11 protein-coding genes are annotated in these 13,282 nt (G+C 59.5%); 8 read left to right on the top strand and 3 right to left on the bottom strand.

Annotation, left to right across the window (positions count from 1 at the left end; all coding sequences use genetic code 11):
- Positions 1-45: 45 nt before the first annotated feature.
- Positions 46-993, bottom strand: a complete 948-nt coding sequence (gene pheA / locus RM6536_RS04345) for a prephenate dehydratase (protein WP_060824190.1) — start codon at positions 991-993, stop codon at positions 46-48.
- A gap of 171 nt (positions 994-1,164) precedes the next feature.
- Complete coding sequence (locus tag RM6536_RS04340; protein WP_060824189.1) at positions 1,165-2,052, bottom strand: spermidine synthase; 888 nt, start codon at positions 2,050-2,052, stop codon at positions 1,165-1,167.
- Positions 2,053-2,208: 156 nt separating this feature from the next.
- On the opposite strand from RM6536_RS04340, the gene RM6536_RS04335 reads away from it, so the two are divergent.
- Positions 2,209-2,832 (top strand): GNAT family N-acetyltransferase, encoded by a 624-nt coding sequence (locus RM6536_RS04335; protein WP_060824188.1) that lies wholly within the window; start codon positions 2,209-2,211, stop codon positions 2,830-2,832.
- A gap of 217 nt (positions 2,833-3,049) precedes the next feature.
- A complete protein-coding gene (gene pta / locus RM6536_RS04330) occupies positions 3,050-5,140 on the top strand; it encodes a phosphate acetyltransferase (protein ID WP_060824187.1) in 2,091 nt (696 codons plus the stop codon).
- 148 nt (positions 5,141-5,288) lie between these two features.
- On the opposite strand, the gene RM6536_RS04325 is transcribed toward pta, so the two are convergent.
- Positions 5,289-5,726 carry a hypothetical protein gene (locus tag RM6536_RS04325; RefSeq protein WP_060824186.1) on the bottom strand — a complete coding sequence of 146 codons (438 nt, stop codon included), beginning with the start codon at positions 5,724-5,726 and terminating at the stop codon, positions 5,289-5,291.
- A 333-nt stretch (positions 5,727-6,059) separates the two neighbouring features.
- Here RM6536_RS04325 and RM6536_RS04320 point away from each other — a divergent pair, with 333 nt between their 5' ends.
- The 6 genes from RM6536_RS04320 (at position 6,060) to RM6536_RS04295 (ending at position 13,205) form a co-directional block, all read left to right on the top strand.
- Entirely contained in the window at positions 6,060-9,290 is a 3,231-nt protein-coding gene (locus RM6536_RS04320; RefSeq protein WP_060824185.1) for a DEAD/DEAH box helicase, read from the top strand.
- 559 nt (positions 9,291-9,849) lie between these two features.
- Positions 9,850-10,560 carry a DUF6318 family protein gene (locus RM6536_RS04315; protein ID WP_060824184.1) on the top strand — a complete coding sequence of 237 codons (711 nt, stop codon included), beginning with the start codon at positions 9,850-9,852 and terminating at the stop codon, positions 10,558-10,560.
- Between the two features lie 432 nt (positions 10,561-10,992).
- Positions 10,993-11,784 (top strand): hypothetical protein, encoded by a 792-nt coding sequence (locus RM6536_RS04310; protein WP_231918008.1) that lies wholly within the window; start codon positions 10,993-10,995, stop codon positions 11,782-11,784.
- Between the two features lie 288 nt (positions 11,785-12,072).
- Positions 12,073-12,510 (top strand): metal-sensitive transcriptional regulator, encoded by a 438-nt coding sequence (locus tag RM6536_RS09175; RefSeq protein WP_060824182.1) that lies wholly within the window; start codon positions 12,073-12,075, stop codon positions 12,508-12,510.
- 63 nt (positions 12,511-12,573) lie between these two features.
- Positions 12,574-12,789 (top strand): heavy-metal-associated domain-containing protein, encoded by a 216-nt coding sequence (locus RM6536_RS04300; RefSeq protein WP_044150011.1) that lies wholly within the window; start codon positions 12,574-12,576, stop codon positions 12,787-12,789.
- A 29-nt stretch (positions 12,790-12,818) separates the two neighbouring features.
- Positions 12,819-13,205, top strand: a complete 387-nt coding sequence (locus RM6536_RS04295; RefSeq protein WP_060824181.1) for a hypothetical protein — start codon at positions 12,819-12,821, stop codon at positions 13,203-13,205.
- Positions 13,206-13,282 lie beyond the last annotated feature (77 nt).

Raw genomic sequence — 13,282 nt, 5'->3', positions numbered from 1 at the left:
GGGGTGTCTAGCGGCGGGCGTCTAGTGGTATTGCTAGTGGTGCCGCTAGTGGCGCTGCAGGTGTGCGGGGCGGCCGTTGGGGAAGAGTGACTCGACCCATTCGTGTGCGGCATCGAAGGAGCCGTCGGAGTGGATGGCGTCGACTTCAGTGTTTTCGTGGTCGGCGCGCGGGTAGGAGCCGAGGAATTTCAGCGTCGGGGAGACGCGGTGCAGGCCGCGCAGGGCGTCGCGCATGCGTGCCTCGTAGATGTGGCCGTCGGCGTCGATGCTGAACGAGTAGGAGCCCATGCCTTCGCCGGTGGGGCGCGATTCGATGCGGGAGAGGTTCACGCCGCGCACGGAGAACTGTTCGAGCAGTTCGAGCAGGGCGCCGGCGCGGTTGGTGGGCAGCGGCACGGTCAGGGTGGTCTTGTCGGAGCCGGTCGGTTCGGGGATGTCGGCGGTGCGGGAGAGCAGCACGAAGCGGGTCACGGCGTTCTTGTTGTCGCCGATATTGTCCTGCAGTACGTGCAGTTCCGGGTGGTAGTTCAGCAGGGCCGGGGAGCAGATTGCCGCATCGTAGGTGCAGCCCTCTTCGAGCAGGCCGACAGCCGCCGCGGCGGTGGAGGAGCCGGGCAGGTAGGCGGCGGTGGGCACGTTCTCCTGCGCCCAGCCGCGCACCTGCGCCCAGGCGTGCGAGTGGGTGGAGATGGTCTTAACGTCCTCGATGCTAATGGGATTCGCGGCGACCAGCACGAAGCGGATTGGTACGAGCACCTCGCGGATAATGCGTACACCCTCGCTGGCTGCGATAGCGTCCAGGGTGGCGCTCACGCCGCCTTCCACGGAGTTTTCGATGGGCACCATGGCGGCGTCCACCTCGCCCGCGTTCAGGCGTGCGAGCGCGTCGGGCACGCTGGTGGCGGGGATGCGTTCGGCGTCGGATGCGCCGGGAACGCTCAGCAGGGCGGATTCGGTGAAGGTGCCGGAGGGGCCAAGGTAGGTGTATCGCATGCCACTATAGTAGCGTCTGCCGTGGAGGGGCCGCCGAATTCGGTGATAGGTTACGGTCTTTGGCGATAGTTAAAAGCCCCCACCAAAGTCACTAACCTATCACCGAAAAACTTAGATTATGGCCGAAGGACCTAAGTCATTACCGAAAGACCTAAACCGCGACTGACACCGCTACCTCACGAACTGGCGAACCCGCGCGGTGTCCCAGTACTGGGCGGGCACGCCTCCACCCATGAGCTCACGGGCGATAGCGGCAGCCTGCACGGAACCAGCCTCCGGCAGGGGCGCGTGGGAGCCAGCAATAATGACGTTGCCGCGGCGGCGGCCCTTCAACATTGCAGAATCCGCCACAATGCACACGTACTCGAACACCTCAAGCAGGGCGGACGCCTCAGCACGGGCACCGGTCAGCGCTGGCCCGTCACCGCAATTGAGGATGTACAGGCCACCGGGCGCCAGCGACTCGGCAACGGTGCGGGTGAACTCGACGGTGGTCAGCGCCTCGGGGGTGGTGTCCCCGGCGAATACGTCACGAATCACCACGTCACGGGATGCGGGCGCGAAGGTCGCGGTAACGGCACCCGCCTCGCCCACGCGAATCTTCACGCGCGGTGCCTTGGGGATGTCGAACCAGGCGCGCACATACTCGGCGAGCTTGGCATCCAGCTCAACGACCGTGTTGCGGCTGGTCGGGTACAGGTCAGCGAAATAGCGCGCCATCGAGCAGGCGCCGCCACCCAGGTGGGTGATGCGCAGCTTCGCGGCGTCCAGGTGCTCCTCCACGTGCGAGGAGACGACCGCCGCGATCCAGCGCATGTACTCAAAATCCAGCTGGCGGGGCTCACCCACAATCACGTGGGAAGACTGCACACCATTAATGAGCAGCAGCCAGCCGTCGGCGTGGTAGCCGTCGGGGACCAGCTCCGCCTCACCCGTAGAGATCGGGTACACGCCAGCGGCGGCACCCTGCACGGGGGTGTTCTCGGTATCGTCGATGCGGTTCTTCTGGTTCTTCTGCTGCTTCTGGGTTTTCTTGGGTGCCCTGCTCTTTTTCGCCATACCCACTAGCCTAACCGACACGACTCAAAGCAACAGAGCCTCAAAGCAACAGCGCCGCCCCCTAGCCGCTACCCCCTAACCACAGCCCGCACGCCCCTAGCGTACGCACCCGCGGCAAACCGCCTCCACAGGGGTAGGCTGAGTAGACTAGAACCCATGGGATTTGTATGTCAGGGCCGCTACGCGCTCGCACCGATTGAACCGACCGACGCCGAAAAATACGTCAACCTGCAGCTGGACTGCATGGAGCAAACCTACGACCCGATCTACTTCGACACGCTCGGAGAAAGCTTCACCGCCCGCCACCGCGCCGAACGCGACGAATACCTCGAAGACTTCCACCGCCACATCGCCTCCCCCACCGTGCGCGGCTTCTTCGCCTACGACGTACCTGGATGGACCCCCGACGGCGAGCTCTCCTGCTCCATCGGCGCACGCATCGACTGGGATAAGCCGGTCGGCCTGGCGCTCTCCCTGTGCGAGGTCTCCTCCTGGGAACTCGAACGCGCCGACGACCTTCCCGAACTGCCCGCAGGCACCCGCAAACTCACGCACCTGTACACCCTCAACCACACACACGGCACCGGGCTCGGACAGGCGCTCTACGACTCCATCATCTACCCGGACGAAAACTCCTACCTGTGGGTCATGGCAGAAAACGAACGAGCAATCTCCTTCTACGAGCGCCTCGGCTACCGTAACGAAGGCGTGTACTTCCAAGCACGCGGCATCTGGGGACCCGGACGCAGCGTACGATACACCCGCATCCTCACCCCCTAAACAGCACACCACACCCCGAGGCGGCACACACCCCGCACCAGCCGCCCATCCGCCCCACATGACGCAGCGCACCGCACACCCTGTTAGGCACCACCCCCACAACGCCTTAAGATAGAAGATGACATATAAGCTCGACGCACCCGCGCACAGGAGCACATACACCCCTGCGCAACCGCGGGACCCAGCGCCGAACATCGCATAGAAGGACAGTAAAACAATGACCACCGGTCTTTACCTCTCCGCTATGTCCCAGAACTCGGGCAAGTCCCTCGTAGCCCTGGGCCTAGCAGACTCCCTCATCAAGCGCGCAGACCGCGTCGGCTTCTTCCGCCCCGTCTTCGACGGCGCAACCATCGCCGACGACCCCATGGCACGCCTCATCCGTGAGCACTTCGGCCTGACCGAAGAGCAGGTGGGCGGCGCAGTCTCCATGACCGACGCACTCGCACTCATCGCAGACGGCGACACCGAAGAAATCTCCGCACGCGCAGTCTCCGCCTACGAAAAGGTCGCAGCAAACAGCGACGTCGTAATCGTCGACGGCGTCTACCTGCCCGCCAACGCGCTCTCAGTCGAATTCGACCTGAACGTCCAGATCGCCCGTGACCTCGGCCTGCCCGTCGTCGCAATCGTCGGCGCACAGGAAGCAACCGTCGAAGAAGCAGTCACCGCAGTCGACGTGGCACGCACCGAACTGCTCGCATCCAAGGCAGACCTGCTCGCAATCATCGTCGGCCGTGCAGAACCCGAACTGCGCGACGAAATCGAGAACTCCGTCAAGCGCGGCGACGCAAACCTGCCCGTCTACGTGCTGCCCGAAATCCCCGAACTGAACGCACCCACCGTCGGTGAAGTTGCCGAAGCCCTCAAGCTCGACACCGAAGGCATCAAGGCAGAAGACCTCGGCCGCGACATCCACGGCATCAAGGTCGCAGCAATGAACGTCTCCAACTTCCTCAACCAGTTCGTTGACGGCGACTTCGTCATCGTCCCCGGCGACCGTGCAGACATCGTTGCAGCAACCCTCGCATCCGCACTGGCACCGACCTTCCCCGCACCCTCCGGTGTGCTGCTCACCGGCGGCCTGGACGCACTGCCCGGCAAGAACACCGCGGTCGGCTCCCTCATCGACAACGCACCGTTCCCCGTGCTGTCCACCACCAAGGACACCTTCAAGTCTGCACGCGCAGTCTCCCGCGTGCGCGGCACCCTCGAAAGCGGCCACCAGCGCAAGCTCGCAGCAGCAATGGGCGGCTGGGACGAGCACGTCAACAAGGACGAACTGCTCGCACGCCTCGAAATTGAGCGCCCCGCATCCATGACCCCGCTGCGCTTCCTGCACAACCTCATCGAGACCGCACGCGCAAACCGCCGCTCCGTGGTCCTGCCCGAGGGTTACGACGTGCGTATCCTGCGTGCATCCGAAATCATTGCACGCCGCGACTTCTGCGACCTGATCCTGCTCGGCAACCCCGCCAAGATCGCAGAAATCTGCCAGGCTGAGGGTATCGAACTGCCCAGCTCGATCCGCATCATCGACATCGAGAACAACGAGTACTCCGAGGACTTCGCAGCAACCTACGCTGAGCTGCGTGCGCACAAGGGCGTCACCATCGAAGCTGCTCGCGAGCGCATGACCGACCCCTCGTACTTCGGCACCATGCTCGTGTACAAGGGCATCGCCGACGGCATGGTTTCCGGTGCAGTGAACACCACCGCGAACACCATCCGCCCCTCGCTCGAGTTCATCAAGACCCGCCCCGGCACCAAGATCGTCTCCTCCGTCTTCCTCATGCTGATGGAAGACCGCGTTCTGGTCTACGGCGACTGCGCAGTGAACCCGAACCCCAACGCAGAGCAGCTCGCCGACATCGCGAAGGCATCCGCAGAGACTGCACGCCAGTTCGGCGTGACCCCCAAGGTTGCTATGCTGTCCTACTCGACCGGTACCTCCGGCGCTGGCGCAGACGTGGACGTTGTGCGTGAGGCAACCGAGCTCGTGCGCGCATCGAACCCCGACTTCGCGGTCGAGGGCCCGATCCAGTACGACGCTGCTTCGAACATGTCCATTGCGTCGACCAAGCTGCCCGGCAGCGAGGTCGCTGGTCAGGCTACCGTGTTCGTCTTCCCCGACCTGAACACCGGTAACAACACCTACAAGGCTGTTCAGCAGTCTTCGGGTGCTGCCGCTGTGGGCCCGGTTCTGCAGGGTCTGCGTAAGCCCGTGAACGACCTGTCGCGCGGTACCACCGTTGAGGACATCATCAACACTGTTGCGATCACCGCAATTCAGGCGCAGAGCCTGTAAGGTGCACACGGCGCTGTAGCGTGAAGGCTGCGGCGGTCCGTTGATATAGAAATCTCCCGCGCTGGGCGGGGCATGCCTTGGAGGTGTGCTCTACCCGGTGCGGGAGATTTTTTGTAATTACAGGGTTTCTTGTAGTGCCATTCCCCGGTTAGTCCTTGCGGGTGCGGCGGAGGCGCACATAGTTAATCACGCCAATACCAGCCATACCCACAGCAGTCACAACCGGGCCGAGGGCGGGCGGGAAGAGCCAGGTGAGCCCCACCTCCACGGTGTAAGCGATGAGGCGGCAGACAAGGTAGGCACACACCGCCACGAAGAGGGCGTAGGCGACGATGATGCCGACCGGGCGGGGCTCGTAGCCTTCTCGCCGGGCGCGCAGAGCAGCACCCAGGGCGTTACCCAGGTACAGGGCGAGAGCGCCGACGACGAGCGCGGCGGTGAGGGCACCGTCAAGGAGCGTGCGCGGGGTCAGCGGTGCGGTGCCTGCCTCAGCGAAGAGGTTGAGGATGCGCACCCCGGCGTAGGCGTAGCAGAAGATGGCTACCGCACGGATGGTGAGGGGTAGGTTGGTCCAGAAGGTTTTCATGCGGCCCCTTTCGAGGTGGAGGGCGGGCTTCTGTCTGGGTGTTACCCCAAGGATACCTAAAAATACCGGCATGTGATGCGAATCAATAGCGTTTGGGCTGGTGAATGTTGTGCATGCGGGTGCTGAACTTTTACACCGAATTTAAGCGCCGAGAAGCCACATGTGTTTCGAAAAGCAACATGTTTGGTGGCTTCTCGAAACACATGTGGCTTTTCGAGGAAAATGCGGGGCAGGATTTTTGTAATTACAGGATTCCGCCGCCAACCACCCCTACCCCGTGAGCCGGTGACCACCCAGGCAGCGGCAAACCGCCCGGGCTGCTAGGCTGCTGCTATGACCACAACTGACGAAACTCTCCCCCTGGGGCTCTACGAACACCTCAAGAGCACATCGCTCATGGGCCGCCCCATCCCCGAAGGCGCGCAATGGCAGGAAGAAATCCTCGAAAAGGACGACTACAACATCCCCGAACTGCTTACCCAGTTCTTCGCCACCCAGCTGGCTCCCGCCCTCGAAAGCCTCAAAACCCCCGCACACCAGGTGGAACTCATCAACCGCATGATGGAGCTCCTACCGCAGGATGCCGAAGAGCAGAACGACTCGTTGCTGACCGATGACGACAGCAACGTAATTCAGATGCGCGAGCTCACCCTCACTGACGCAAAAACTACGCGCCCCGACATTCCTCTAAGCGACGTTGCTCTGATGACGAATACTTCTAAAGACCTGAATCTCAATACTGAAATTCAGAAAGAATTAGAAAGTGCAGACCGTGTAGATTTGCTCTGCTCATTTCTTAAAATGTCCGGCGTTAATAGTTTGAGTGAGCAACTTAAAGCTATTAAAAATCGCGGTATCCCTTTCCGCATCATTACCACCACCTACATGGGCGCAACCGACCGTAAGGCTATCGACCGCCTCGTTGAAGAGTACGGCGCCGAGGTGAAAATCAGCTACCAGGGCGACAGCACTCGCCTGCACGCGAAGGCTTGGCTGTTCCACCGCAATACCGGCATGTCCACCGGCTATGTGGGCAGCTCGAACCTGTCCAGCGCCGCGCTCACTGACGGCCTGGAGTGGAATGTTCGCATCTCCAACCCGATTACGCCCGGCCTGATCCGCCAGTTTGAGGGGCTCTTCGAAAGCTACTGGAAGAGCGGCGATTTCACCCTTTACACCGCCTCTGACCAGGAGAAACAGGAGCTCGACACTGCCCTGGCCAAGGCGGATATTACCGGCCGTAAAAGCAAGGGCCTGGAGTACGATATCGACTCGTCCCTGCTGGATGTGCACCCGTTCCCGCATCAGGTGCGCATGCTTGAAGAAATGCAGAACGCTCGTTCTAAGGGTCGTCACCGCAACCTCGCCGTGGCCGCAACCGGTACCGGTAAAACCGTGTTCTCGGCTCTCGATTACAGGCGCCTCTGCGAGCAGTCCGGCAAGAAGCTGAAGCTGCTTTTTATTGCGCACCGCAAAGAAATCCTTGACCAGGCGCGCCGCACTTTTGGCGACGTCATGCTAAAAGGTAATTTCGGTGAGCTCCTGACCGGCGGCAAAAAGCCTGAATATAATGAGGCTGTTTTTGCGACCATTCAAACATTGTCGGGTGCCGCCCTCGAAAATTACGCGCCAGACTATTTTGACGTCATCATCATGGACGAATGTCACCACATTAATGCCGCCAGCTGGGATAAAGTTTTCAACTATTTTGAGCCCCGCGAATTCATTGGCCTGACCGCGACCCCGGAGCGAGAAGACGGAGTGAACATCGCCGACAAGTACTTTGGCGGCTACGTGGCAACCTCCATCCGCCTGTGGGACGCGCTCGAAGACCACCTCCTCGTGCCCTTCCAGTACTTCGGTATTGCCGACGGCACCGACCTGCGCCGCGTCAACGTTCGGGGTGGCCAGTACGACGAAACCGACCTGGAAAAGCGGTACACCGACCACAAGGATGCTGAACGCCGCCTGCGCATCATTGTGGAGGAGCTACGCAAGAAGGTCGACAACCCCCTGCGCATGAAGGCGCTCGGCTTCTGCGTGAGCGTCAAGCACGCCAAATACATGGCTCAGAAGTTCAACGAAATAGGAATCCCGGCAGACTGCTTGGTGGGTACGGATTCCGCCGAGCGTCGTGCCAAGGTTATGGGGAATCTTGCGGATGACAACCACGAGCTGACGACCATCTTCACCGTGGACCTGTTCAACGAGGGCGTCGATATTCCGAACATCGATACGCTCCTGATGTTGCGCCCCACCCAGTCGCTCACCCTCTTCCTGCAACAGCTGGGCCGCGGCCTGCGCCGTGCGCCGTTGAAGTCTGTTCTGACGGTCCTCGACTTTGTGGGACATCAGAACAAGAACTTCATGATTCACAGCAAGTACCGCGCTTTTGCACGACAAGGTGCCCTGACTGTGGATGATATTAAGAGCCCTGAACTACCGGCTGGCTGCCACTTCCACCTGGATGAGCTGACTCAGAAGCAGGTTCTCAAGAAAATTCGTGAGTCCCTGCGTATGAATAAGAACGCCCTCCTCGACACCGTCAAGAGCTACCTGGAAAATATGCAGCAAAACTCTGCAGAACCCGATATTCGTCCCACTGTCGTTGACTTCATCAACCGCTACGGCTTGGGCCTGCCGCATATTTACGGGCGCAGTAGCGAGTTGACCCTGCCCGGTGTCACTAAGCCCGTCGCAACAACTTGGACTAGCCTCCAGGCCGCGAGTGGGCTGTACCCCGACCTGGTGGTTCCCTTCCAGGACAATATTTCTCTCGAAGTGAATAGGCGCGTCAAGGCACTCAGACACGTAAACGACAGCTTCCGTATCAATGCCTACCTGGAGCTACTGAACACGGACATCCGGGAGCAGGATATGACCGATGAACAGCGCCGCTACGCATGGATGCTCCTGTTCTCCATCTGGCCGAATGCTAAGTGGGTAGGCTCAACCGAAAGGTTCAGCCTCGACAAAGGTCTGGCAACCCTACGTAAGAACCGCGGAATACTGCAGGAACTGGAGAGTATCTGGCAACGCAACGCCATTCTGGATACCAACTCCACCCTGCCACTCTTTGAGGGCGAAGATATTCCCCTGCGCACTCACGCCTACTACTCTCGTGAGGAGTTGTTTGCCGGGTTGGCGGGTCAAGAGGAAAGTTTTGGTGTGCCAACCGGTTTCCGAGAGGGAGTCAAAACCTTCAACTCGTCAAACACTACTGCGCTTGTGGTGAATTTGGAGAAGTCTGAAAAGCACTTCTCACCGACCACCATGTACAAGGACTACGCCATTAGCACTGACGAGTTCGCATGGGATTCACAGAACGCAACCACCCCCGAAAGCCCGACGGGTCAGCTCTTCCAGCATCATGAGGAGCAAGGCCGACGCATCGTTCTTTTCGTTCGCCGCAATCAAAAAGACGCTATGGGCACCCGCCCCTACATGTGCCTAGGCACCGTGAAATACATTTCTCACGAGGGCTCCAAGCCGATGCATATTCGCTGGTCGTTGGACCGACCGATGCCGGCGTCCATGTTCCAGATCGCGAAGATTGCCTCGTAGGCTCTAAATAACCGCAGCAGGCGGCCCCGGATACAGAAGTATTCGGGGGCCGCCCGCTTTTTAGACCGAGGTTTTCGATAGGTTAGTGCCTTCACCGTGGGTCTTTAACCCGCAGTGAAGACACTAACCTATCGACGAAAAGGCTAAGTCATAATCCATAACCGGCTCTCACCTATCTGGCGCAGCCGGAGATTCGGTCATAGGTTACGGATTTGTGCCATAGGTTAGTGTCTTTGGTCGTAGTTAAAAACCATGGTCGAAGACGCTAAACCATGGCACAAATTCTGTGGAGGCGGCACCTCCGCGGGCGCAGAGATATTTGATGCATAAAACATTGAGAAGCCCGAATAATGACCAACAACCGTCACCACCCTCAAAAGAATGCAAACGACGGCAAACATGCGGTAGGGTGGTAACTGTAGTGTTCCACAGCGCAGTGATGCGCTTGATGGGTGCGCTACGGGGCTGTTTTCCTTCCGGCAGTCAATGAGGCCCGTGAATAACGGTCCGACATGCACATATGCATCACACCATCACCGACGATAGGAGCGTATCTTCTATGGATTCGACCATTTTCAACCGCCGTACCCTGCTGGGTAGCGGCGCACTTGTGGGCCTGGGTGCCCTGCTTGCGGCGTGCGGCCAGCAGGCTTCTAACGAGGCGGCTGCCACCGCATCTGCTACCCCGGCTGAAACGACTTCGGCGTCTGCGGCGGCTTCTGAGTCGCCTTCGGCGAGTGCAACCCCGTCTACCGTCCGCGGCTACTCGGGCGGCTCCAAGGCACCCGACGGAGAGTATCGCCCTGCTGATTCGAAGGGACCCGCCCAGAACGTTCCGAAGCCTGCGGCTCCCGAAGAGGGTTACCGCGAGAAGTCAATTTCTGGTTTGGAAAAGACGATTCGCGCTTGGATTTTGAATGAAAATTATTCAATTCAAACTGGAGACTATACGGAAACCCTTAAATTTGTGAGCCCTTCTTTCAAGGAAGAGATTGATTTCAGCAAGAAGATTTCATCCCTTTATGAGAAGGGTGGTTGGGTTATTGCTGGTACCCATAACTTTGTAGCGAATGGTGCGCCCTGGTCTGAGGACGGGGAGACCTATATTTGGCGTGCGTACCGACAGTGGACTTACGCAATGTATGTTGAGCCTGACGGCAGCTGGGAGAGCTTCGAGAATGGGGATGATGTCAATAATATGTGGGATATAAAGTTGCGTTATACGGGTGATCGTTGGCTTGTTGAGTCAACAACGGTAGTCGAAGGTTAAGTATCTGCCATGAAGATTCTCGCCAAATATACTATTGCAGCATTATTTATATCACTTGCTGGTTACACTGCCGCGTCTGGAGTAGAAGGAGAATTCAGCTCGTATTCAGAGTGTGTTAGCAATAACCCAAATTCAGCGCAGGTATGTGGAACTATTTTTAACAATCCAGAGCCCAAACCTACTTCTAAATCCAATAGATACGATACTGGTCGCAACCAGTCCGGTGGAGATACTGTACGAGATACAAAAAATTCTGAAGCTGCAGAAAAAGCAAAAACCCAAGTCCATGAGTGGGAAAAGAGCCACAACCCCAATGGTTTTGACGTCTACTCTTCTAAAAATACCCCCGGTGTCCTTTACTGCGTAACCCCGGGAGGAAAGGTTGGTATCTATAAACACACCAACCTCAGCCCGGAAACTGATGCAGGATTCATGGACCGCGGTCGCCCAGCAATGGGACTGAACAGCCCCAGCAGCGCCAGCTGCATCCCCTCAGACATCAAAGCTGTTCAGGACACTAAATCCAAGGCAAACGACGGCCCCACCTGGGAGCAAATGATGGCGCAAATCATTGAGGCCGCCCAGTCGCTAGAGCCGGGCAAGCCGACCCTCCACCAGTCCTACAACAACCCCGCAGGCACTGGCCGCGCAGAAGGTGACCCCAACGTCTACAAGGGCGACCAGATCAACTTCTACGTCGACGACGGAGGCCCCTACCGCCTCGAAGCAGACATGCTCGCTGGACACGTCGAAATTGAGCTCATGCCCTCCTCCTACGTCATCGAATACGGCAACGGTGACCAGGCAACCAACTACACGGCTGGTCGGCCCGTGACCACCTACCCTCGTGAGCGTCCGCGTCAAACGGATACCAGCTACGCCTACCAGCGTTCTGGTAACTTCCATGCGTACGCGACCGTGCACTACACGGCTCGTTTCCGTGTGGACGGCGGCCCGTGGCAGATGATGATGGTGACCCCGCAGGCGACCAGTGATCCCTTGCTGGTGCGTGTGTGGTGGACCGACGTGGGCCGTGTGGCAGGTGACTGTAGCTACGACGACACCAGGTGGGGCTGCAAGAATGACCCCACTATGGGCAAGAAGGATAACCCGAACCCGCGCCTGCGCAAGGCTGATATTCGCACTGGTCAGCGCTGGCACCTGAACGATAACGGTGACGGGGATACGGAGTATTCGCTGCACCGCGACTGGCCCGACATGTAAGGCCCCCGTTAGGTCTTATGCTGAGAAGCCACATGTGTTTCGAAAAGCCACTTCTTTGGTGGCTTCTCGAAACACATGTGGCTTTTCGCCGTTCATAAGGGAGGGGTGGGGCCCTTCGATAGGTTAGTGTCTTCGCCATGGGTCTTTAACCCGCATTAAAGTCACTAACCTATCGACAGGGCCGTAACCTATCGAAGAATCCCCCTATCAACAAGCCCCAGCACCCATACCTCGTAATAACCCGTAACACCCCCTTGCGGTATACCCCCTAGGGTATACACTTAAGCCATGGAAACTACCAGCAACCAGTGCTGCCACAGCACATCCGCCCAGGTCAGCACCGCATCCGGCACGCCCGCCGAGAACCCCGCTGAAAAACCCAGCGAGGCGCACACCGGCGCATGCTGCAGCAGCGAGGCACCCGAAACCCAGCACGGCTACACCTCCAACAAAGAGGCGCACCTCAAGCGCCTGCGCCGCATCGAAGGGCAGGTCCGCGGCATCGCCCGCATGGTCGACGAAGATAAATACTGCATCGACATCCTCACCCAGGTTGCCGCGGTCTCCAAGGCGCTCCACGCCGTCTCCCTGAACCTGCTCGAAGAGCACATCGGCCACTGCGTGACTGGCGCCGCCGTCGAATCCGAACGCACCGGCGACCCGACCATCGCAGAGGCCAAGGTCAAAGAGGCAACCGCCGCGATCTCCCGCCTCATGCGCAGCTAAACACCCCGCCCCCAAACACCGGGCGGCCCCAAGTTTTCAACCCATTACCGAAAGGAAATCATCATGAGCACCACCACCGTTAAGGCAACCGGCCTGACCTGCAACCACTGCGCTATGAGCGTCAGCGAAGAGGTCAGCGAAGTTCCCGGCGTGACCGGCGTGACCGTGGACGTCGTCAAGGACGGCGTCTCCACCGTGACCATTGAGCACGAGGGCACCCTCAACACCCAGGCCGTCGCAGACGCTATCGTGGAGGCTGGCTTCACCCCCGCTGTCTAGCGCGGCAGCCGGCTCGATTAGGAGTCATCATGGCTTATCCTCCGCAGTACATTGCGATGATTGTTGGCGCGGTCCGCACTCTTGTCGGCACTGAAAACATGCACCTGCGCGACGCGATTGCCCGCGTTGCCAGGCAGATGAGTCTGGATGCGGCGCTGGTCGATTCGTGGGTGAAGCAGAGCCCCGAATATACGGCGCGTGAGGATGCGACCGGCGCCGCGCGTCGTAGCGGCACGAGCGCAAATAAGCGTTCCGCCGAGCACGAGCAGGGCGTGAAGGCGCGCGAGAAGGCGAACGCTTCGCCGTTCCCGCGGGCTACCGTGAAGCGTGCGTACGGTGTGTCTGATCGTGGCGCGAAGGTGACCGGTATTCGCCCGCGCACGAGCAGGCCGGATGGGCTACCCGGCGACCACTAAGCCGCGTTGATTTTCCCCTCGCGCGCTCTCGACGCCGCACCCTAAACACTGCACCATACACTGTCCGGGGCGGGGTC

Source organism: Rothia mucilaginosa (assembly GCF_001548235.1).
GTDB lineage: Bacteria > Actinomycetota > Actinomycetes > Actinomycetales > Micrococcaceae > Rothia > Rothia mucilaginosa_B.
The sequence above is the reverse complement of the archived record's forward strand: the minus strand, read 5'-3'. Positions and strand labels throughout refer to the sequence as shown.